The 20,196-nt window shown below is 71.9% G+C and carries 20 protein-coding genes; 8 read left to right on the plus strand and 12 right to left on the minus strand.

Going from position 1 to position 20,196, the window contains the following annotated elements:
- Nucleotides 1-44: 44 nt before the first annotated feature.
- Nucleotides 45-875 (minus strand): sterol desaturase family protein, encoded by an 831-nt coding sequence (locus ACZ67M_RS27275; RefSeq protein WP_385798007.1) that lies wholly within the window; start codon nucleotides 873-875, stop codon nucleotides 45-47.
- Nucleotides 875-1,600, minus strand: a complete 726-nt coding sequence (locus tag ACZ67M_RS27280; protein ID WP_361360106.1) for a FadR/GntR family transcriptional regulator — start codon at nucleotides 1,598-1,600, stop codon at nucleotides 875-877. The genes ACZ67M_RS27275 and ACZ67M_RS27280 overlap by 1 nt, the downstream gene beginning before the upstream one ends.
- A 331-nt stretch (nucleotides 1,601-1,931) precedes the next feature.
- Between ACZ67M_RS27280 and ACZ67M_RS27285 the strand changes: the two genes are divergently transcribed.
- Together ACZ67M_RS27285 and ACZ67M_RS27290 are read left to right on the plus strand one after the other, a co-directional pair.
- Nucleotides 1,932-3,479, plus strand: coding sequence for an MFS transporter (locus ACZ67M_RS27285; protein ID WP_392236557.1), 1,548 nt, complete (start codon nucleotides 1,932-1,934; stop codon nucleotides 3,477-3,479).
- Between the two features lie 133 nt (nucleotides 3,480-3,612).
- Entirely contained in the window at nucleotides 3,613-4,089 is a 477-nt protein-coding gene (locus ACZ67M_RS27290) for a hypothetical protein (protein ID WP_469853227.1), read from the plus strand.
- A 30-nt stretch (nucleotides 4,090-4,119) separates the two neighbouring features.
- Here ACZ67M_RS27290 and ACZ67M_RS27295 read toward each other — a convergent pair whose 3' ends face one another.
- Complete coding sequence (locus ACZ67M_RS27295; protein ID WP_469853229.1) at nucleotides 4,120-5,058, minus strand: alpha/beta fold hydrolase; 939 nt, start codon at nucleotides 5,056-5,058, stop codon at nucleotides 4,120-4,122.
- A gap of 198 nt (nucleotides 5,059-5,256) precedes the next feature.
- Between ACZ67M_RS27295 and ACZ67M_RS27300 the strand changes: the two genes are divergently transcribed.
- Entirely contained in the window at nucleotides 5,257-5,853 is a 597-nt protein-coding gene (locus ACZ67M_RS27300) for a TetR/AcrR family transcriptional regulator (RefSeq protein ID WP_392104298.1), read from the plus strand.
- 21 nt (nucleotides 5,854-5,874) lie between these two features.
- Here ACZ67M_RS27300 and ACZ67M_RS27305 read toward each other — a convergent pair whose 3' ends face one another.
- Both ACZ67M_RS27305 and ACZ67M_RS27310 read right to left on the minus strand, forming a co-directional pair.
- Complete coding sequence (locus tag ACZ67M_RS27305; protein WP_469853231.1) at nucleotides 5,875-6,726, minus strand: phosphotransferase enzyme family protein; 852 nt, start codon at nucleotides 6,724-6,726, stop codon at nucleotides 5,875-5,877.
- 85 nt (nucleotides 6,727-6,811) lie between these two features.
- A complete protein-coding gene (locus tag ACZ67M_RS27310; RefSeq protein WP_392018183.1) occupies nucleotides 6,812-7,486 on the minus strand; it encodes a DUF4232 domain-containing protein in 675 nt (224 codons plus the stop codon).
- A gap of 404 nt (nucleotides 7,487-7,890) precedes the next feature.
- Here ACZ67M_RS27310 and ACZ67M_RS27315 point away from each other — a divergent pair, with 404 nt between their 5' ends.
- The 5 genes from ACZ67M_RS27315 to ACZ67M_RS27335 are packed head-to-tail and all read left to right on the plus strand — an operon-like array spanning nucleotide 7,891 to nucleotide 12,293.
- On the plus strand, nucleotides 7,891-8,820 hold the full coding sequence (locus tag ACZ67M_RS27315) for a DUF4129 domain-containing protein (protein ID WP_392018180.1): 930 nt from the start codon (nucleotides 7,891-7,893) through the stop codon (nucleotides 8,818-8,820).
- Nucleotides 8,817-9,392, plus strand: coding sequence for a hypothetical protein (locus tag ACZ67M_RS27320; RefSeq protein ID WP_469853233.1), 576 nt, complete (start codon nucleotides 8,817-8,819; stop codon nucleotides 9,390-9,392). Before ACZ67M_RS27315 ends, ACZ67M_RS27320 begins: the two co-directional genes overlap by 4 nt.
- Nucleotides 9,389-10,387 carry an AAA family ATPase gene (locus ACZ67M_RS27325; RefSeq protein ID WP_361360079.1) on the plus strand — a complete coding sequence of 333 codons (999 nt, stop codon included), beginning with the start codon at nucleotides 9,389-9,391 and terminating at the stop codon, nucleotides 10,385-10,387. Before ACZ67M_RS27320 ends, ACZ67M_RS27325 begins: the two co-directional genes overlap by 4 nt.
- Nucleotides 10,384-11,724, plus strand: a complete 1,341-nt coding sequence (locus tag ACZ67M_RS27330) for a DUF58 domain-containing protein (protein WP_469853235.1) — start codon at nucleotides 10,384-10,386, stop codon at nucleotides 11,722-11,724. Before ACZ67M_RS27325 ends, ACZ67M_RS27330 begins: the two co-directional genes overlap by 4 nt.
- Complete coding sequence (locus ACZ67M_RS27335) at nucleotides 11,721-12,293, plus strand: hypothetical protein (RefSeq protein WP_392018169.1); 573 nt, start codon at nucleotides 11,721-11,723, stop codon at nucleotides 12,291-12,293. Before ACZ67M_RS27330 ends, ACZ67M_RS27335 begins: the two co-directional genes overlap by 4 nt.
- A gap of 56 nt (nucleotides 12,294-12,349) precedes the next feature.
- Here the strand turns inward: ACZ67M_RS27335 and ACZ67M_RS27340 are convergent, their stop codons facing one another.
- The 7 genes from ACZ67M_RS27340 to ACZ67M_RS27370 all read right to left on the minus strand — a co-directional run bounded on the left by ACZ67M_RS27340 (nucleotide 12,350) and on the right by ACZ67M_RS27370 (nucleotide 20,183).
- Complete coding sequence (locus ACZ67M_RS27340; protein ID WP_385797816.1) at nucleotides 12,350-13,624, minus strand: PP2C family protein-serine/threonine phosphatase; 1,275 nt, start codon at nucleotides 13,622-13,624, stop codon at nucleotides 12,350-12,352.
- Between the two features lie 65 nt (nucleotides 13,625-13,689).
- On the minus strand, nucleotides 13,690-14,688 hold the full coding sequence (locus tag ACZ67M_RS27345) for a MerR family transcriptional regulator (RefSeq protein WP_361360067.1): 999 nt from the start codon (nucleotides 14,686-14,688) through the stop codon (nucleotides 13,690-13,692).
- A gap of 13 nt (nucleotides 14,689-14,701) precedes the next feature.
- A complete protein-coding gene (locus ACZ67M_RS27350) occupies nucleotides 14,702-15,403 on the minus strand; it encodes a HEAT repeat domain-containing protein (protein WP_469853236.1) in 702 nt (233 codons plus the stop codon).
- A gap of 49 nt (nucleotides 15,404-15,452) precedes the next feature.
- Entirely contained in the window at nucleotides 15,453-16,019 is a 567-nt protein-coding gene (locus tag ACZ67M_RS27355) for a hypothetical protein (RefSeq protein ID WP_361360061.1), read from the minus strand.
- Between the two features lie 10 nt (nucleotides 16,020-16,029).
- Entirely contained in the window at nucleotides 16,030-17,814 is a 1,785-nt protein-coding gene (locus ACZ67M_RS27360; protein WP_469853237.1) for a caspase family protein, read from the minus strand.
- Nucleotides 17,811-18,233, minus strand: coding sequence for an effector-associated constant component EACC1 (locus ACZ67M_RS27365; protein WP_385797823.1), 423 nt, complete (start codon nucleotides 18,231-18,233; stop codon nucleotides 17,811-17,813). Before ACZ67M_RS27365 ends, ACZ67M_RS27360 begins: the two co-directional genes overlap by 4 nt.
- A 192-nt stretch (nucleotides 18,234-18,425) precedes the next feature.
- Entirely contained in the window at nucleotides 18,426-20,183 is a 1,758-nt protein-coding gene (locus ACZ67M_RS27370) for a lysyl oxidase family protein (protein ID WP_361360052.1), read from the minus strand.
- Nucleotides 20,184-20,196 lie beyond the last annotated feature (13 nt).

Here is a 20,196-nt window from a genome sequence, read left to right on the forward strand (position 1 = left end):
CCATTGTCCTCGCCGACGGGGCGCGACCGGCGGCGGCCGCCGGCTCAGTGGTCCGTGTTCGGCGTCCAGCCGGGCGGGCCGAAGACGTGGCCCGCGCGGTCCCGCCAGCGGGTCGCGGAGCGCACGTCGCGCCAGGTGGCCGCGTATTCGTGGAAGGCGACGCGCAGCGGGTTGTAGGTGTCAATGTTCTTCGTCAGGCCGTAGACCACCCGCTCGCCCTCGGGTTCGAACGTACCGAAGAGCCGGTCCCAGACGATCAGGATGCCGCCGTAGTTGCGGTCCAGATAGGCGTTGTTGGAGCCGTGGTGGACGCGGTGGTGGGAAGGGGTGTTGAAGAGGAACTCGACCGGGCGCCAGAGCTTGTCCACGCGTTCGGTGTGCAGGAAGAACTGATAGACGAGACTGATCGACTGCTGGAGCAGAATCATCCACGGAGGTACGCCGAGCAGGGCGAGCGGCAGCCAGAACGGCAGGGTGGTCATGGGCGTCCAGCTCTGCCGCAGCGCGGTGGAGAGGTTGAAGCGCACGCTGGAGTGGTGGACGACATGGCTCGCCCACAGCACCCGGATCCGGTGGTGGGCGCGGTGGAAGACGTAGTAGGCGAGGTCGTCCGCGAAGAACAGCAGCACCCACGTCCAGACCGAGCCGGGGGAAAGCTGCCAGGGCGCCAGGGTGTAGAGCCCGGCGTACGCGACGATCGCGACCGCCTTCCACGGGAGGCCGACGACCTGGCTGCCCGCGCCCATCGACATGCTGGTGACGGTGTCGCGGGTCTCGTAGCCCCGTTCCTCGTCGTCCGGCAGGAAGCGGTACGACAGCGCCTCCACGGCGACCAGCAGCACGAAGGCGGGTATCGCGTAGACGACTGCGGGTATCACGCCGGTCCTCCTTCGAGTTCGGGGGCGACGGGTGGGGTGGGCACGCTGCGGGCCAGCAGGGCGCGTGCCGCGGCCTCCGCGCCCTGCTCGTCGCGCGTCCCGATGAGCGCGGCGAGCCGCACATGGCCCTCGATGTCCAGCAGTTCGGCCGCGCGCAGCTCCGTCGGCACCTCACCGGCGACGAGGGAGCCGTCGACGAGGGTGTTGAAGGCCAGGAGGTAGGCGAGGTTTCCGGAGCCCTCCACGATCAGCCGCCACCACGCGACGTCCGCGGCGCCCAGCTCGGCGAGGTCGGGTCCGCAGCCGATGTAACCGGCCGCGCCGCTGACGATGTCGGCGGCGGTCTCGCGCGAGCAGCGGGCCGCGCACAGCCGGGCGGCGTCCGCCCCGAGCGAGGCCCGCATCTCCAGGACGTCCCGCCGCAGGTCGTGCGTGGGGGAACCGGTCGCGCGGGCGAGCTGCACGGCGAGATCGAGTCCGGCGGTGCGTCGCCAGTCCAGGACCCTGGTGCGTCCGCCGTGGCTCACCTCGACGAGCCGCGCCTGCTGGAGACGCTTGACCGCCTCCCGTACGGCGTGCCGGTTCACCCCGAACTCTGCGGCCAGCTCCCGTTCGGCGGTCATGGGCGCTCCGGCGGCGAGCGTCCCGCTCAGGATTCGGTCTCTCAGCAGCGTGAACAACTGGTCGGAGACCGCCTCACGCCGGATCGGCTGCTCTGTCATGGCCCAGAGCCTGAACCGTGCGCTCCATCTGGTCAACTGGTTGGACCAGAGTGAACCGGACTGGTTTTGAAGCCCGTTGTACGCCGGACGCGTTCCCGGACTCCCGTCGCGGTCCCGCGAGCCGAGGTCTCCGTCGAACGGACACCGAGTCGGCTCCGTACCGCATCCGTACGGATTGCGTACACGCTGTACAGCGGTGGCCGGCGGCGACCAGCCGGTAGCCGTTCGCTGATGTCCGTACTCACCCGAATGGTGCAGTGCGAGGTGTGGGCTTACGGTCGTCGTGGGGCTCTCTGGAGCCCGTCCCAGGCCCTCGCCATAGGGAACGCACATGTCGAACCCTCAGCCTGTCCCGGCCGATTCGATCACTCAGCCGCGACGAAAGCGCGGTAAAGGCGTAGCACTGCTGGTCATCGCCTCGTGTCAGCTGATGGTGGTCCTGGACATCACCATCGTGAACATCGCCCTCCCCCACATCCAGACCTCGCTCGGTTTCTCCACCGAAGGTCTGTCGTGGGTGATCAACGCGTACACCCTCACCTTCGGCGGGCTGCTGCTGCTCGGCGGCCGGTCCGGCGACATCCTGGGCCGACGGCGGATGTTCGTCGTCGGAGTGCTGCTGTTCGTCGCAGCGTCGTTGCTGTGCGGGCTGGCACAGAACCCGTGGGAGTTGCTGCTGGCCCGGTCGGTCCAGGGCATGGGCGGCGCCATCGCCTCCCCGACGGCGTTGGCGCTGATCGCGACGACTTTCACCGAGGGGCCCGAACGCAATCGCGCGTTCGGTGTGTTCGCCGCGGTGTCGGCGGGCGGCGGCGCGGTCGGGCTGCTCGCGGGCGGAATCCTGGTCGAATGGCTCGACTGGCGCTGGATCTTCTTCGTGAACGTGCCGATAGGCCTGCTCATCGCGCTGGCGGCGCCACGGTACATCCGTGAGTCGCAGCGCCGGCCGGGCCGGTTCGACGTCACCGGGGCGCTGACCTCGACACTCGGCATGGTCTCACTGGTGTACGGCTTCATCCGGGCGTCCGAGGACGGCTGGCGGGACGCGGTCACGCTCGTCGCCTTCGCGGTCGCCGTGGTACTGCTGGCCACGTTTCTGCTGGTGGAGCGGCGGTCCCGGCAGCCGATCACGCCGTTGCGGATGTTCCGCGACCGCAATCGGGCCGGCACGTACGCGATGATGCTCAGCCTGTCCGCGGCCATCTTCGGCATGTTCTTCTTCCTCACGCTGTACGTGCAGAACGTGCTGGGGTTCGGGCCACTGGAGGCCGGGCTCGCCTTCCTCCCCGTGAGCGCCGTGATCGCGGTCGGCGCCGGCCTGGCGTCGCAACTGCTGCCGAGAACGGGCCCCAAGCCGTTCATGGTGCTCGGTGGACTCCTCGCGGCGGCCGGCCTGTCGTGGCTGACGCTGACCGACATCGACAGCACCTACGCGGGCAGCGTGCTGGGCCCGATGCTGGTGTTCGGCCTCGGCATGGGCATGGAGTTCGTGTCCCTCACGCTGATGGCGGTCTCGGGCGTCGCGGAACGGGAGTCGGGGGCGGCGTCCGGGGTGCTCAACGCGACCCAGCAGGTCGGCGGCTCGCTCGGCCTCTCCATTCTGGTGACCACGTTCGGCACGGCCAGCCGCAACAAGGCCGAGTCGTTGCTGCCGAGTTTCCTCTCCGAAGCGACGCCGCAGGAGCAGGCGGAGGCGAAGCGCACCGGGGAGTTGCCGGGAATCTGGGGCGACCAGGTGCTTACCGCCGGCGTGACCGCGGCGTTCGTCGTAGCCGCCGTGATGGCCGGGCTCGCCGCCGTCATCGCGTTGTTCGTCATCCAGGTCCGCGCGTCGGACCTGGAACGCCTGAAGGGCAACGGCGGCACGGGCGAACCATGACCGGATCCGGGGAGGAACATTGTTTCGTCCTGCGGTTTTGGTGGCCCGGTGAGCGGGGCTGTCCAGGACGGAGCGGACACCTTGATCACACCAACCACAGCGAGATCGTCTCGGAGAACGACCCCATGGCACGATGACCGCCATGTCAGGTCAGGTCTGGGTGTCACTCATATCGCTCGGCGGCGTCGTCCTCGGCGGCTCGTTGTCCTACCTCGTCCAGCACAGGACTCAACTCTCGGCGGAACGCGCTGAACAGCAACGGCAGAAGATCGCCGTGTCGGAGGCCCGGCGCGGGGAACGGCTGGCGCTGCTGGAGCGGTTCATCGAGGTGGGAGCCGAAGCAGAACGCTCCGCCTTGAGTCGGCCTTCCGAGTGGGAGGAAACCGACGACTGGTTCCTCACGACCCGGGACGCCATGTACAGGCTGTGGGTCGCGGAGCGTCTCATCCGCATCCAGTTCCCCCTGCCCGTGCACCACGCGGCACGCGCGTACTTCCTCGACCTCAACCGGACCGTGTGGGAAGGCATGCCCGACGGCGAGAGCGTGCGCGACTACTTGGAGGACAACCGGCTGGCGTTTCTGGACGCGGCCCGGGCGGTCATGGGGTAGCACCCGGCCGAGATGACTTCTCGAACAGCGTCAGTCGTCGCCGGCGATGAAGCCGGCGATCGCGGCGGCGACTGCCTCGGGCTGCTCGTCCGGGATGAAGTGTCCGGCTTCGGGCACGACGACTCCGGTGGTGTTGTCGGCCCATGGGCCGATGGAGGCGGCCATGTCCGGGATGGAGCCGTGGCTGCTGGAGATGCCGAGGACGGGCACGGACAGGTGCCGGCGGCTGAGGGCCTGGTGGTTCCTGCGTGCCGACTCGGCGGCTTCTCGGTAGTAGGCGAGGGAGGCGCGGAGGCCGCCGTCGGCGGCGAGGGCCGCTGCGTAGTGGTCGAGGTCGGTGTCGTCGAACGTATCGGGAGAGAGGGTCTTCGTCCTCAGGAACCAGCCGACATAGTCCCGTTCGCGGCCGGCGAGCAGGGTCTCGGGCAGGTCGGGCACGAGGTGGAAGGCGAAGTGCCAGGTCTTCCACGCCCGGGCCGGGTCAGTGGGAATCGCTTCCGGGAGGGTGATGCCGGGGATCCCGGCGTCGAGCAGGGCGACCCCACGCAGCCGGCTCTCGTGGTTGAGGGCGAGGGAGAAGGCGACCCAGGCGCCGACGTCGTGGGCGGCCAGCCAGTAGGACGACACTCCGAGTGCCCTTGCGGCGGCGTGGACGTGGGCGGCGACGGTGTGGGTGTCGTAGCCCCGCTCCGGGCGCTCGGAGTGGCCCTGGCCCGGCAGGTCGATCGCGATGACGCGGAACCGGTCGGCGAGCCTGGGCATGACCTTCTGCCAGGCCTGCCAGGTCTGCGGGAATCCGGCGAGCAGGACGACTGCGGGGCCGGTCGGCCGGCCGCCTTCGACGGCATGAAGGCGGACGCCGTCCGCGTCGACCCAACGGTGGGTGAACCCGTCCAGGTCGTGCAGGGGCAGGTCGCGGACGGGGTTGGCTTCGGAGACATGCCGAGAGGTGGTCGCTGAGTCAGTCATGGGAGACCTTCACTGGTGTGGGCTTTGCCGGTTGTGCGCGCGTTGGAGTCACCCCCGAGGCCCAGGGCACCAGCACGGCGGTGAGGCCCGCGGTCGTGATCACGTCTCGAACGTAGCACATCTTGAACTAGTCAGTTCAAGATAGAATGGTGTGCAGCACACCCCAGAGACATCAAGACTCCGGCAAGGAAGTGCCACGTGGCAGGCAAGAAGCAGTTCGACATGGACACGGCCCTCGACGCCGCGATGATCCAGTTCTGGCGCGTCGGCTACGCCGACACCTCTGTGGACGACCTGTCACGGGTGACCGGCCTGAACCGCAGCTCCATCTACTCCTCCCTCGGCGCCAAGGACACGCTCTTCCTGCGCTGCCTGGATCGCTACGCCGCGCGCTACGGGGAGAAGTACGACGCCGCCCTGTCGTGCGCGGCCTCGGAACCCCTTGCGGCCGTTCGTGCGTTCTTCGACGTCACCCTTGAGCGCATCGCCGATCCCGAAGTGCCCGATGGGTGCCTGATCGCCCAGTCGGCCATGGCGATTCCGGTGCTGAGTCCCGCCGTCGCGGCGCACGCCAAGGAGGCGCTCGGCTTCCAGCGTCTGCGTCTGCGCGCCGCGCTGAAGGCGGGGGGATTGACCGACGAGGACGCCGATGCCTTCGCTGAACACACGGCTGCCGTGAACCAGTCTCTCGCGGTCATGAGCAGAGCCGGGGCGAGTCCGGCGCAGCTCCTGGCCATCGTGGGCGTGACCGTGGACGCGCTTGCGCAAACGTTGCGCGCAGCCAGGCATGCCTAGACATGCATCCGCCCTCCGTGGTCAGCTCCGGCTGTCCGCCCCGTCGCCGTCGAGTTCTGCTCGGATTCGGCTGAGCCACTCCGTTCCCATCCGTCGTCCGTCGGGGAACTGGTCGTCTCGGTCCCAGCGCCACGTTGTGATCATCGCCAGTACGAGGAGGCGGCACTCGCGCAGCAGGTGCCGGTCGACGCCCGGATAGTGTGCGCCGACCTCCTCGGGGGCATGGGCGAGATCGAATTCGACGGGCCCGCGACAGCACGTCTCCAGGTCGATGAAGAGCGGTCCGTGCGGCGTCCTGAGGACGTTGCCGGGGTGCGGCTCACCGTGCAGCAGCTGGTCGGCCTCGCCACGCTCGCCAATCGCTCTCCTCAGGCTTCGTAGCGTGTCGCGCAGCAGTTGCCGGTCCGCTTCGGCGAGATCCGGGGTGCGGTCGCGGTTGGCGACGAGTTGTTGAGCCTGCTCGACCCGGTCCGTGAAGTGCGGCGCCGGGACGTCGAGCCGACTCATGCCGGTATGCAGACGCTTCAGCGCGTCGGCGTAGTCGACCGGTGACACCTCGGGTGGTGCCATGGGCTCGTAGTAGGTCCAGAACGTGACCGCGAAGCCGCCACGCTCATGGACACGTGGCCCCACACGAGGTTCGAGGGCGGCCACCGGGCACCCGGATGCGGTGAGCCGCTGCGCCAGTTCGATCTCGAACTCCGCGACCTGCTGCGCGACGGGGGCCACCCGGGCCAGGACGTCGCAGGGCAGCAGACGCAGGGTGAGCTTGTTCGAGTCGTGGAGAACGGTCACGTCTTCGGTGGCCAGGCCGAGTGATGAGGCGATCGACGTGGCCGCGGTCACCGCCCGGTGGAACTCCGGCTCCTGCATGTGTCGCTCCGCTCCTCTCCCCCAACGCCGCCTGCTGCGGCGCGCCGCGGCTTGGCGGCGCTGTCCGACGGTACTTCAGGTGCGGTCAGCCGCCCTGGCCGGCGCTGCCGATCGGGCCGACCTTCACCGGGGAGCCGGTGCCGTCCGTGACGGGCAGCGTGGCGGCGCCCGGCCAGTCGAGGGTGACGGACTTCGTCTCGTCGGGCGGGGTGACCACGAGCCCGGTGATGCGGACGCCGGAGCCGCCCGAGTCGTTGATCGGGTAGTGGATGCCGAAGGCCACGGTCTCCCCGTCCTTGAGGGTGCCAGGGACGACCGGCTCGCCACTGCGCTTCGCGGACAGCGTGCCCGAGTCGGTCTTCAGATCGACGCCGGCGTACCCGGAGATCGCGCACTCCCGGCCGCCGCCGTTGGTCAGCTCCACCGCGACGGTGCCCTCGGTGTCGCCGCCGATGGTGGCGTCCATCGCCTTGAACTTCAGCTCGTCGGTACGGCACTTGCCGGTCTTGTCGCTCTCCCCGGAGCCAGCGCCGGAGCCGGACCCCGCTGCCGCCTCCTGCCCACCGGTGCCCTCCCCGCCAGTCTCGTCCCCGGCGCCCTGCTGCGAGTCGCCCGAGCCCGAACCGCCGCCCGAGGAAGCCTCGCTGGACGCCGCCGACGGGTCGCTCTGCCCCGTGGCGTCGTCGTCGTTCTGGCATGCCGTGAGCGAGAGGCTCGCGGCAACGGCGAGAGCTGCGAAGGTGAGCTTGTGAACGCGCATCGTGTCTTCCTCGGTATCGGTTGGGCGTGCCGGCCGTCGGTACCAGTCGCTGCTGTACCGGCGCTTGTGCACACCAAGAGCCACCCCGCCCGGCAGTCCGTTCCGCGCAACCGCCCCTGAAGACATTCCTGTTACACGCATCCCAGGGCGCACGACGCACCACCTTCGGCACACGCCCGGCCAGGGCACGCCCTCGGCCGGCCGGAGGGACACCTCAGCCGCCGTTCCTCACCTGTTCGCGGCCGCCGCCCCCTGGGACAGTCCTGTGACCCGGCAGATCTTGACGCTCGGTGGCGTGGCGCACGGACGCCGTGCCGGGTGGGTGACCCGTCCGGCGGGGCTCTTCATGTGTCAGGATGCGGTGAACTGACCTTGGGGGAAGGGTTCAGCCGGGGGGGGTCGGCATGGAACACGGGGAGCAGACAAGACGCCGGGCGGTACCCGGGGCGGTGGTCGCCGCCGGGGTGGTCGGGGCTTTGGCGGTCGCGGCGCTCGTACTGCGTCCCGCCGACGGCCTGCTGCGCTCCGGCCAGGGGCCGCTCGGCCACTGGGGCATCGTCGCGATCGGGTCGTCCGTCGCCTGGGCGGTGGGGGTCATGCTCGCCGTCGAGCGGCTGCGCCCCAGGATCGCGGCCGACCGCGGACCGCTGACACCGGGCGAGGAACGGCTGCGGCGGGCGGCTGTGCCGCTGCTCCTGGCGGGGCCGGGCGTCATCGGCGTACTGGCCCTGGTCATGCATCGGTTCAACCACCGGAGCACATCACCCGACCCGCCGGTGGACATGCCGCCGCCGGTCTCACCGCCGCCGGGTCTCGGCAGGGCCGATTCCGAGGGAGGCTCCGGGAACGGCTACTCCCTGCCGCTGTACGTTCTGCTCGGCCTGCCGGCCGCGGTGGTGGTCGTGGTCGTCGTGGTGCTCGTCGTGCGGCGGCTGCGCCGACGGGGTCTGACCGTACCGGCGCTGCCCGAACGCGCGGGCGCCCCGGCCGAGGACGAGGACGCGCGTCTGCTCCTGTCCGCCGTGCACTCGGGCCGCCGCGCCCTCGCCGACACCGGTGACGCCCGTACCGCCGTCATCGCCTGCTACGCGGCGATGGAGGACGCCCTCGTCGCGTCCGGCCTACGGCGGCACGCCTCCGACAGCCCCGCCGACCTGCTCACCCGTGCCGCCGACGCGGGCCTCGCCCCGGGCCCGGCCGCGCCGCGGCTCACCGCCCTGTTCCGCGAGGCCCGCTACTCCTCACATCCGATGGGGCACCCGCACAGGGAGGCCGCGGCCGGCGCCCTGGAAGAGATCGCCTCGCTGCTCCGGCACCGGGAGGCGCGGCGGTGAACGGGCGCACGGAACGGCCCGCGGGACAGGGCACCTTCACTCTGCGCGGGCTCGGTCTGCTCGCCGCGGCGGTCGCCGCCTCGGGCGTCCTGCTCGTCCTGCTCCTCGACGGGGTCCGGGCGGCCGGCGCCGTCGTGACCCTGCTCGCCGTCGCGACGCTGGTCGTGGCCCGGTACGTCGTCGGGGCGGGCGCCCTCGACTCCGGACGGCGGGGGGACGTGCGGCTGCTGCGGACCCGGACGCCGGGCATGGGCGAATGGCGGCGGAACGTACGCACCGCCACCGGTCCCGACGGTGCCCTCTACTACCGGGCGGTGCTGCGGCCCGAGCTGCGCCGCCTCTACGCCGCGGCACTCGCCGAACACCACCACGTCTCACTCGACCGACAGCCTGGGCGCGCCGCCGATCTGATCGGACCCGACCTGTGGCCCTGGCTCGGGTCCCAGACGCCCCGTACCGGGCCCGACGGCGGCATCCCCGTCGACGTACTCCGCCGCCTCGTCGACCGGCTCGAACACCTCGGCTCACCCCGCACGCGTACCCCCGGCACTCACAAGGAAGAAGCGACGTGACGAGTCCCACCACGCCTCAGCCCCTTACCCCCGAGCAGGTCGGCGAGCAGGCCGGTGCCGTGCTGCGCGAGATCGAACGTGCCGTCGTCGGGAAACCGGACGCCCTCGAACTGGTGATGCTGGGCGTGCTGGCCGGCGGGCACGTCCTCGTCGAGGATCTGCCGGGGCTCGGCAAGACGCTCCTGGCGCGGTCCTTCGCCACCACGCTCGGCCTGGACTTCCGGCGGATCCAGTTCACACCCGACCTGCTGCCGTCGGACGTCACGGGGGCGCCGTTGTACGACCAGCGCACCGGCGAGATGGTGTTCCGTCCCGGGCCGGTCTTCACGCACCTGCTGCTCGCCGACGAGATCAACCGGACGCCGCCCAAGACGCAGGCCGCGCTGCTGGAGGCGATGGCCGAGTCGCAGGTGACCGTGGACGGTGAGACGCGGCCGCTCGCCGACCCGTTCATGGTGGTCGCGACCGCCAACCCGGTGGAGTACGAGGGCACGTACTCGCTGCCCGAGGCGCAGCTCGACCGTTTCCAGCTACGGGTGCGGATGGGTTATCTGAGCGCGCGGGAGGAGCTGGCGATGCTGCGGGCCCGGATCGACCGGGCCGCGCCCGAGGCGGTGCTCAAGCCGCTGGCGGGTCCGGCGGACGTCGTGGCCTGGCGGCGCGTGGTGGAGGGTGTGGAGATCGACGACGACCTGCTGGAGTACGCCGTCGCGCTCGTCGGCGCGACCCGCGAGCACCCCCAGATCAGCATCGGCGCCTCGCCGCGCGGCGGGCTCGCTTTGGTCCAGCTGGCGCGGGCCCGCGCCGTGCTGAACGGCCGCGACTACGTCGTCCCGGAGGATGTCAAGGCGCTCGCGGTGCCGGCGCTGGCCCACCGGGTGTCGCTGCGGCCGGAGTTGTGGGTGCGCGAGGTGGCCACGGACGACGTGCTGCGGGAGATGGTCGACAGCGTCGGCACACCGTCCACGCGGCGTACGGCCGCCGTGTCGTCGTGACCGCGCCCGCGCCGGCACCGAGGCCCGGCGCCGCGGTGGTCCGTGCCCTGGAGGGGCGCACCTCCCCCACCCAGCCGCCGCCCCCGCCGCCCGGCGGGCCGCGCCCGGGCGAGCGGGCGCTGCGCCTGCTGACGGTCGCCGTCGTCGCGCTGTCCGCCGCCCTGCTCACCGGCCGGGCATGGCTCCTCGCGCTCGCGGCCGCGCCGCTGGTGCTGCTGGCGCTCGCGCTGCCGCGCGCGTACGCCCGGCGGGTCGAGACGTCGGCGGCCGTGGAACCGAGGCGCTGCTTCGAGGGCGACACCGTCACCCTCCGGATCTCGGTGGCCCACGACGGTGGCGCCGTCCGGCTCGATCCCGGGGTCACCCTCGGCCCGGGCCTGCGGCTCGACGAGGTCGCGGTCGGCGCGTCCACGGTGACGTTGCGCCACACGGCGCTGCTCTGGGGACGCTGGTCGCTCGGGCCCGTGGACCTCGACGTGTACGACGCCGGGGGCACCGTGCGCCGTACCGTGCGGGTCGAGGCGGCCGAGGTGTCGGTGTTCCCGCGCCCCACGCAGGCGCGGTTCACGCCGGTTCCGGCGCGGTTGCCGCAGCGGCTCGGCGAACACGCCTCCGTACAGGCCGGAGAGGGCGTCGAGGTCGTCGGGGTGGGGGCGTGGGTGCCCGGGGAAAGGCAGCGGCGCATCCACTGGCCGTCGACGACCCGGCGCGGCGCGGTGCAGTTGCACCGGTTCGCGGCCGAGCGTGCCGCCGACACGGTGATGCTGCTCGACGTGTTCGGGGACGTGGTCGACCCGGTGACCGGGGTGTCGTCCCTGGACGAGACGGTGCGGGCGGCCGCCGGGCTGGCCCGCGCGTATCTGCGCACCCACGACCGGGTGGGGGTCGTCTCGACCGGGGGCACCACGCGCTGGCTGGCGCCGGGCACCGGGGACGCGGCGTTCTACCGCATCGTCGAGAGTGTCCTCGACGTCCGCAGGGACCGGCGCTTCGACGGGCCCGGGCTCGAGCGGGTGCCGCCGTCCGCGCTGCCGGAGGGCGCGCTCGTCTACGTGTTCACTCCGTTGAGCGACGCCCGGATGCTCAAGGTGCTGCGGGATCTCCAGGGTCGGGGACGCCGCCCGGTGGTCGTGGAGATCCCGAGCGGGGACCCGCCGGTCGAACCCGGTGACGAGTCGGGCGAGTTGGGGCTGCGGCTGTGGCACGCGGACCGTGACGCCATGAGGTTCGCCCTGCGGGACAGCGGGGTGCCGGTGCTGCGGCACGTCGTGGGTGAGCCGTTGGATCTGGCGTTGGCACCGCTGTTGTCCGGGCGGGTCGGCGGGAGGGGGCGATGACGGTGCTCGACACGCGGGTGAGCCTGCGGGAGTGGGCGGGTTACTGGATCGGCACCCTGCCCGTGCGGGTGATCGGGTCGGCCGCCGTCGTGATGGCGTGGCGGCCGTGGGCGACCGTGGGCGGGGCGCGGGATGCCCTGCTGTTCGGGTGCGCGGTCGTCTTCGCGTTGTGGGCGGCACCGGCGCTGGACCGGCGGCCGACACTGGAGTCGGCCCGCTGGTCCCACCTCCTGGTGCGGCACCGGACGACCGTGTTGGCGACGGGCGTTGTGGTCGTCGCCGCGTTCGGCGACCCGGCGTGGTGGGAGGGTGCCGGGGTGGTCGTGCTGCTGGTCGCGTACCTGGTGACGAGTGAGGGCCGGCCGTGGAGGTGGGGGCGCGGGACCGCGCGCGCGTGGGGAGAGGCGGTGGCGGCGTGCGCGGGCGCCGGCGTGGTCGCGGCGGCCTCGGTGGTTCCGGTGACCGGGGCGGAATTCGGTGCGGGGCGGGTGCTGGCGGCCGGAATCGTCGTGGGGCTGGTGGTCGGTGGTGGAGTGATCGGGGCCCGGCGGTGGGGTGTCGGGCGGTGAGCGGAAGCGCGGTCACCGAACGCCGTCGCTGACGAAGGAACGGAACGACCGCCGCCTCAGAGTCCCACCACGACCAGGGCGATGTCGTCGCGGGCGCCGTGGCTGACGCCCAGGCTCTCCAGGAGGACGTCGGCGAGCCGCTCGGGGTCCAGGCCGAGGCACTTGCGCAGGGTGTCGGTCAGGCGCCGCAGGCTGATGTCGATGTCCTCCTCCCGGCGTTCGACCAGACCGTCGGTGTAGAGGACCAGGATGTCGCCGGGCTGGTAGCCGATGCCGGCCTGGGGCCGCGGCACGTGGGTGAGCCGGGCGCCGAGAGGCGGGTCGGTGGCCTGGTCGAGGAGGTGGCAGGTTCCGTCGCCGCGCATCAGGACGGGCGGCGGGTGCCCGGCACTGGAGTAGATGATCAGCTGTGAGCGGGTGTCGACGAGGGCGGTGACGGCGGTCGCGGCCAGGGCGCCCTCCACGGAACGCGCGTACAGGCCCAGCACCTCCAGCGCCTGGGCGGGGCCGGGGACGGTGCGGCTGGCCGCCGACAGCGCGCTGCGCAGCATTCCCATGACGGTGGCCGCCTCCAGGCCGTGGCCCACCACGTCGCCCACGGCGACGAAGAAGCGCCCGTCGGTCAGGTCCACGGCGTCGTACCAGTCCCCGCACACGTTCAGCGAACCGATGGCAGGCAGGTAGCGCACCGCCACGTCGGAGTGGCGTGCGAGGTCGGGTGAGCGCAGCATGGCCTCCTGGAGGGTGATCGCCACCTGCCGCTCCCGGGCGTGTGCCTGCCGCAGTTCCTCGTTGAGTCGCTCCAGTGCCTTGGCCCGGGCGTACAGCTCGGCCTCGATGCCGGCCTCCATGCCGGCTTCCGGCGGGCCCGGGGAGTCGACGGGCGAGCGGAGCCAGTGCCGGCGGTCGCGGATGAAGGCGGTCACGTCCTCGACCCGGTGGATGATCCACGCGACCTTGCCCCCGGGGTCGAACACGGGTGTGTTCACCGGTGACCACCAGCGTTCCTCGAAGCCACCGGGTTGGTCGGCGCTGGGAATGTCGTAGCGCTGCACGGCCATGCTCTCGGCCTGCCCCGTGGCCAGCACCCGTCGCAGGGAGGCCGACACCTTGCGCGCTCCGTCGGACTCGGGATCGGCGGGATTCTCGGGGACGGCGTCGAAGAGGTACCGGCCGAGCAGGTCCCCCGCCGCCCGCCCCGTCACGCGGCAGTAGGCGGCGTTGACGCTCACGATCACCAAGTCCCGGTCGACGACCAGGTAGGGGCTGGGCGTCGCGGCGAACAGCGCCGCGTAGTCGACCTGGCCCGTCCATGGTGGCTCAGCAGTCACACCCACCTCTCCAATGTACGTACGGGGCACCGGCCCCGCACGCCGCCGCTGAACAGGGGCGTCCGTCAGGCGCGCAGGCGGCGGAGGTACACCGCGGTCAGCGCGACGGCACGGTCCTCGTCCCGGGAGAGTTCCTCCAGGGCGTGTGACGCCCTCGTTCCCGGGATGCCCGCCAGGGCCTGGGTCAGCCGTCCGCGTGCCTTTGCTCCGGTGGCGGCGCGGGCGAGGCTGCCGACCAGAGCGCCGGCGATCCGGTCCGCCGTCGCGGGGTCGGCGGCCAGCACGCTCAGCGCGTCCGCGGCGTCGGTGTCGTTCCGCCCCGCCACGATCATGTCGACCAGTTCCGGCACCGCCTCGGCCACGCCTCGTGTCCCGAGAGCGAGCGCCGCCCACCCGCGCACCTTGGCGTCGGGGCCGGCGAGCGCGTGGCGCAGGTGCCCGGTGACCTCGTCGCCCGGCAGCTCGGCGAGGCTCTGCACGGCACGTTCCCGCACCGCGGCCGCCGGTGAGCCGAGGGCTTCCGCCAGGAGCGCCGGGCCTCGCTCGCCCGACCGCGCCAGCGCCCACCGCAGGGCGCCGGCGACGATCGGGTCCGGCTCGCTCAGAACCGCCTCGACCAGGGCCTCCACCGGCACCGGGACCTCTTCGCCGGAGGAGAGGGCCGCGCGTTGCCGGGCGCCGGGACTCTTCGATCCCAGCGCCTGGAGGAGCGCGACGACCTGGAGAACGTCCTCCCAGCCGGCGGGGTCGGCGGCGTCGATCCGGGACAGCCGCGTGAGCAGCTCCGTCTCGGCCGCGACGCGTTCGCGTGTCCGGTGGATGAGGTCGCCGACGAGTTCCGAGGGCGTGAAGCCGGGGTCGTCGAGCGCGCGCCCGATCTCACGCAGCGACAGTCCCAGTGACCGCAGGCTCTCGATGTGGAAGATCCGCCGGATGTCCTGCCCGGAGTACTCCCGGTAGCCGGAGCCGGTGCGGCCGGAGGGCCTCACCAGACCGAGCGACTCGTAGTGCCGGAGCATGCGGGCACTGACCCCGGACCGTCGCGCCACCTCACCGATCAACACGTCCCATCATCCCTCATCCCTCATCCCGCGTGTCTCGTTCCTCGTCGCCCTGGGCGGGGGCTCCGCCGAGGGCCACCACGCGCTTCGCCTCCTCGATCGCGTAGCCGAAGCCGGTGTCCGGGTCCCGCAGCAGCCGCTCGGTGGCGAGGGCGTGCGCCCGCACGAGCGGGTCGGCGGCCGTGGCGACCGCGCGCAGAGCGGGCACGGCCGCCTCGCCGAGTGCGACCAGCGCCCGGCTGAGACTCAGCTGCGTCTCCCGCTCACCGCGGCCCAGCTGTGTCACCAGCAGCACGGCCAGCTCGGGCTCGTCGCCCTCCGGCACCAGCACGACCGCGGCCCGCCAGGCGCTGCGGGCCACCTCGTCGTCGGTGTCGGACAGCAGCGCGGGCGTGATGGCCGGCCAGGCCCGCCGGTCCCCGATCTTGGACAGTGTGTGCAACGCCTGGCTCCTCGCCTGGGCGCGCTCCGAGCCGACCTCCCGGACCAGCCCGGGCAGTGTCACGGAGACCGGGTGCCGGGTGAGCGCCCAGGTCAGCATGTCGCGGACGAAGAAGTCGGGCTCGATCGCGCTCCGCTCGACGAGCTTGTCGACGAAGCGCGGGTCGGGCGTCGTTCCCACCGTCAACGCGGCCCGCAGCCGCACCGACGAACGGTGGTCCTCCAGCGTCCGCAGCACCTGGAGGGCATCGCCGTCGTCCTTTCTCGTGGTCGTCATCGAGACCACCTCCCTGACGGGCAGTGAAGACCTTGCCACGGTGTCAGGGTCAAGTCGGGTAGTAGTCACCGTCCAGGAAGTCCGGGTCCGCCTCGAAGAAGAGGGTCGGGTCCTGCCAGATGAAGGAGAACGACGGGCAGGCCGCGTCCCCGCCGTCCCACCAGGCCTCGACGGTGACCGACCTGGGGCGCAGCCCGTGCGGGCGCGGCTTGAAGGTCTCGTCGTACTGGCGCAGCCATCGGGTGGTCCCCTGGCCGATGCGGTGTTCGCCGTCGGCGGTCACCTTCCAGTGGACCGTGTGGTCGGTGCAGCCTTCCGGTACGGAGACGCGGACGGTGCTGCTCAGCAGCCACGCCTCGCCGGTGCCGAAGCCCGCGGGGACGGTGAACGTGCTGTCGACGCCGTGCCGGACGTCCCAGACGTAGGCGTAGACCGGGTCGGCGAACTTGCCGCCGCGGGAGACGGTCTGCTGCACGGGCCGGTCTCCGCTGTCGTATCTCAGTTGGCGGCCGGAGATGCTGCAGGCCGCCGCGAGTCCGGCGAGGACGCCCAGGGTGAGCAGCAGGCCCGCCGTGGTGCCGCCGAGCCAGGCGCGCGGGCGGTCGGTGAGTGCCATCCGCTCCTCCTCACCACGGGACCAGGTCGAGGTCGACCGCGAGACGGGGGTCCGTCCAGACCAGTCCGAAGCTGGGGCAGGATTCGGTGCCGCCCGCCCAGGAGGCGCTGATCGTGAAGCGGTCCGGGGACCCGTTCAGGGGGATGTCCAGGGGCACCTGATGTTCCGTGTCGCCGGCGAGGGAGCCGCGGTCGCCCTCCCGTCCGTCGATCGTGATCTCCCACTCGATCGTCCGGTCCTCGCAGGGGCGTGGCACGGAGACCACGAGGTCGCCGGTCAGCTTGTCGGCGGCGTCGTTCTCGTCCGGGCGGAACGTGCTGGTCACGTCGGTCTCCACGTCCCAGACGTAGTGGGGGCCCTCGCCGCTCGGCAGGTCGGACGTGCTCGGCATCGACGCGGGCTTCCGCCCGGAGTCGTACGTCAGCGCCACCGTGTCCAGTGTGAACGCCCAGGCGATCACGACATACAGGACGGCGAGGACGGCCAGCGTCCAGGAGGTGCGGGCCACGGGTGCGGGTGGGCGTGGGGCAGGTGCCGTGCCCGGCGCGCCACGCTCCGTGGGGGTCTTCGGGGGTACGCCGCCGCGCTCCGCCGATCCGGCGGCCTCGGACTGCGTGGCGGCCGCCCCCACCAGTGCCTCGGCGGTGGTGGTGTCCCGCCCCTTCTCGTCCAGCAGCAGGCGCACCTGCCGGTTCAGTACCCGGACCTCCACGTCCAGCTGCCGCACCCGCTCCTGTGCCCGCGTCAGTTCGCCCTCGATGTCCCGGCTGTAGTCGCCCGCCCGGGTGAGGCGGTGGGTGAGGAGTTCCACCTCCTCCTGCCAGTACTGGAGCTGGGTCGCGGCGTCGGGTGCGGCCCGCTGGGCGGTGCGGCGCAGGTCGTGCAGGCGGGTCAGTCGGGTCTCGGGGAGGCGGTCGGCCAAGGCGTCCACGAAGGCGCGCGGGGCGACTCGTTCGCCCCGGAGGTAGGGGGCGGTGTCCGGGTCCGCGGCGTTGTCGCCGTCGCGCACGGCCTTGCGCAGGGCCGCCGCGTACTCCTGTGCCTCGGGTCCGGCTGCCGGGCTCCATCGGTTGCGGGCGAGGGTGATGCGGTGGCCCTCGTTGCGGGCGCGCTGCTGCGGCACCGGCCGCTTCCTGGCTTGCAGTTCCCGGCGTACGTGCCGGTAGACGGTCTCCATGTCCAGCATGTCGGGGCCGTGCGGCACGCCTTCGGTGACGGCTCTCAGCAGTGCGCCCGAGAACGCCGTGTAGTGCTCGCCCTTCGGTGCCATGGCCCGCTTGGTCTCGGCGGACGCGGTGAGGACGTACGTGCCGTCGATGTCGCCGCAGTCGGCGAGTTCGAGCGGGGCGCCCATGTATCCGTGCAGGGCGCGGCCGCTGTAGCAGCAGTCGAGGACGACGACGCGGCTGAGCGCGGCGCACTCCTCGGCGACCTGGTAGCGGAGCTGGTCGTAGGCCACGGCATGGAAGAGCCGGCCCGGCGGCGAGTCCGAGAGGGCCAGGTAGAGGTCGCCGACCGGGGACAGCAGGCCGTGGCCGGCGAAGTAGACGAACAGGGCGTCGGTCGCCTCGGTGGCGGCGGCGTGCACGGCGTCGAGGACCTGTGTGGCCGACTCGGGGTTGGACAGGACGGTGCAGTGCTCCGGTGGCAGGCGCCACGAGTCGGGGCCGATCAGTACGTCCTTGAGTCCGGCGAGGTTGTTGGCGACCGTGGGCAGCGGCTGGAGCGGTTCCGTGTACTGCTCCACCCCGATGAGCACCGCGCGGGAGGCGGCGGGGTCGGGCAGGGACGTCACGCCGGCCCCGGGGTGCCGTCGCCGTCCCGGCGTGGGGGTTCGTCCGGGGCGTCCGGGCGCGGTGCCGGTCCGTCCTCGCCACCCGCTTCGCCCAGCAGCTCCACGATCCGCAGCAGGGTCTCGTCCGACGCGCCCGCCACCGTGAGCGACCTGGAGCCGACGGTGATCGTGATGGGTGGGGCGGTGCGGCGCGCCGCGCGCCAACTCGCGTAGGCGAGGGCGAGGTTGAGAGCCGCGAAGGTCTGCCCGAGCACGAGGTTGACGATCTCGGTGGCACCCATGGCCTCACCGGCGGGATCCGAAGCCCCGAGGGTCAGCTCGGCGTGGCGGCGGATGTCGGGGTCCTTGCGCAGCCACGCGTACAGGTCGAGCGCGGTCTGTACGTCGTCGTCCGGCGCGGCCCTCAACTCAACGCGCATGACCGTCCCTTCGCGGTTGTGCGGGCATCCAGCCTAGGAGGCGCGCGTCACCGCGACGAGGTGTACGGGACATTCCACCGGAAGGTGTTACGCAGGTCCGCCCGGACCCTTCGGGGCCCGGGGCCGACGGCCACCGCGGGTGGGTGGCCGTCGGCGTTCTTGCTGCCGGTCAGTCGCTCCTGGGGAGTGCGGTCAGTTCGCGTTCACCAGGTCGTGCGGCGGCACGGTCACCGTCCGCTTGTCCGGCTTGCCGCCCAGCACGATCTTCCGCAGGGCGCTGTTGTTGTCGACGCTGGTCTCCTTGAGCCGCTTCTCCGGGTTGGCCAGCACCTGGATGTAGTACGTGCCGTTGGGCAGGTCCGTGATGTCGAAGGACTGGCCCGGCAGGTCCTGCGAGTAGGTGTCGCCGGAGCCGACGTCCAGCACCTCGCGGACGGAGATCGAGTTCTCCTCACCGCAGGCGGTCGACAGGTCGGTGTTGAACGGGTGCCAGTTGGCGTTCTTCACCGTGTAGTCGATCGCGTCGGTGTTGGCGAGGCAGAAGGCCTCCTTGCCGCTGCGCACGGCCTCCTTCTTGTCCGCCTTCAGCAGCCGGTAGCTGGCGAAGTCGGTGAAGTGCCAGTGCACGTGGCCGGGGCGCGGGTCCCATTCCATGGTGCCGGTCGGGGTGTAGCCGACCTGCTTGCCCTTGGCGTCGTAGAAGTACTGGTAGGCGTCCATCTTGGCCTTGCCGGGCGAGCGGAAGCCGTCCACCACCAGCTGTGCCGGGCCGGCGTTCCACACGTTGGCGCTGAACGCCAGGTAGTCCTTGCCGGGGACGTCCTTCTCGCCGTCGCTGATGACGATGCCGTAGGCCGGCAGCGAGCGCAGGTCGGGCTTGGGAACGTCCGGCACGGTGGGCTTGCCCGCGGGCCGCTTGGCGAGCGGCTGGAGGGCGGGCGCCTTGCGCGAGCCGTCGGTCTGGCCACCCGTGTCGCCGACCCGCATCGAGCGCGCGGCCTGCTCCTTCTTCTTCAGCGCCCATGGCAGGGCCGGCGGAGCGGCCTTGAGCGGCCCGTGGCCCACGTTGTACGAGGGGGTCGCGCCGCTGGTGACCGGCGCGCCGGCCTGGGCGGGCGTCGGGGCGTGACCCGGCCCGTGGCCCGCGTGCGCGGCGGGTGCCTGGTGGGCGGCACCGTGCCCGGCGTGCTTGCCGGCCGACGCGGCCCGGGAGGCGGGCTCGGCGGCTCCCTCCTCGTCCTCGTAACTCCGCTCCTGCACGGTCACCTTCACCGTGGCCGGCTTGTCGGCGATGCCGAACAGGTCGCGGTACTTCTTGGCGACGGCGATCTTGGCGGTGTAGGTGCCGGCCGCCAGCTTGACCGAGTCGCTGTAGGAGCCCGCGTAGGTGTTGGCCGCCCAGCCCTTCTCGACGCCCCATACCGATCCGAGGGTGAACGGGTTGGTGGGGCAGCTCTCCGGATACTTGGAGGTGGCGGGCGCGTCGGGCCGCACCCGGCCGCTGGCGTTGTTCGGGCAGAAGTCCTCGGTCCTGCCGAGGACCTTCTTGCCGGCCTTGTCGGTGACCGTGATCTCCGCGAAGCCGGGGAGTCCGGCGAAGTCCTTCACCGTGCCCTTGGGCAGGACCTTGGACTTGGCCTTGCCGCCCTCGTACACGGTCTGGGTGACGCTCACCGGGTCCTTGTAGGACTTGCGGGTCACCTTCAGCTCGAACGGGGTTCCCTCGGCGGTGAGGTAGGTGCCGAGGTCGAGGTAGACGCCCGGCTCCTCCTTCCAGGAGGTGAGCGTGATCGAGTCGGTCGCGGCGATGAGGCTCAGCTTGGGCCCTGTGGCAGCCTTCGCGGGCTCGGACGTGGCGGCCACGAGGCCCGCCGTCACGGCCATGGCGGCGACGGCCGTGGTGCCGGCGAGCAGCGGACGCCGCAGCCGGGTGGTGCGCGTTCTGGTCATCGATCCCTCGTCC

It is taken from the genome of Streptomyces sp. NPDC107500, from assembly GCF_055582785.1.

What these genes read in the sequence shown, in the direction of transcription:
- ACZ67M_RS27280 (WP_361360106.1), bottom strand. Translation starts at nt 1,600, where the DNA reads ATGACAGAGCAGCCGATCCGGCGTGAGGCGGTCTCCGACCAGTTGTTC.
- ACZ67M_RS27285 (WP_392236557.1), top strand. Translation starts at nt 1,932, where the DNA reads ATGTCGAACCCTCAGCCTGTCCCGGCCGATTCGATCACTCAGCCGCGA.
- ACZ67M_RS27290 (WP_469853227.1), top strand. Translation starts at nt 3,613, where the DNA reads ATGACCGCCATGTCAGGTCAGGTCTGGGTGTCACTCATATCGCTCGGC.
- ACZ67M_RS27295 (WP_469853229.1), bottom strand. Translation starts at nt 5,058, where the DNA reads ATGACTGACTCAGCGACCACCTCTCGGCATGTCTCCGAAGCCAACCCC.
- ACZ67M_RS27305 (WP_469853231.1), bottom strand. Translation starts at nt 6,726, where the DNA reads ATGCAGGAGCCGGAGTTCCACCGGGCGGTGACCGCGGCCACGTCGATC.
- ACZ67M_RS27310 (WP_392018183.1), bottom strand. Translation starts at nt 7,486, where the DNA reads ATGCGCGTTCACAAGCTCACCTTCGCAGCTCTCGCCGTTGCCGCGAGC.
- ACZ67M_RS27315 (WP_392018180.1), top strand. Translation starts at nt 7,891, where the DNA reads ATGGAACACGGGGAGCAGACAAGACGCCGGGCGGTACCCGGGGCGGTG.
- ACZ67M_RS27335 (WP_392018169.1), top strand. Translation starts at nt 11,721, where the DNA reads ATGACGGTGCTCGACACGCGGGTGAGCCTGCGGGAGTGGGCGGGTTAC.
- ACZ67M_RS27350 (WP_469853236.1), bottom strand. Translation starts at nt 15,403, where the DNA reads ATGACGACCACGAGAAAGGACGACGGCGATGCCCTCCAGGTGCTGCGG.
- ACZ67M_RS27355 (WP_361360061.1), bottom strand. Translation starts at nt 16,019, where the DNA reads ATGGCACTCACCGACCGCCCGCGCGCCTGGCTCGGCGGCACCACGGCG.
- ACZ67M_RS27365 (WP_385797823.1), bottom strand. Translation starts at nt 18,233, where the DNA reads ATGCGCGTTGAGTTGAGGGCCGCGCCGGACGACGACGTACAGACCGCG.
- ACZ67M_RS27370 (WP_361360052.1), bottom strand. Translation starts at nt 20,183, where the DNA reads ATGACCAGAACGCGCACCACCCGGCTGCGGCGTCCGCTGCTCGCCGGC.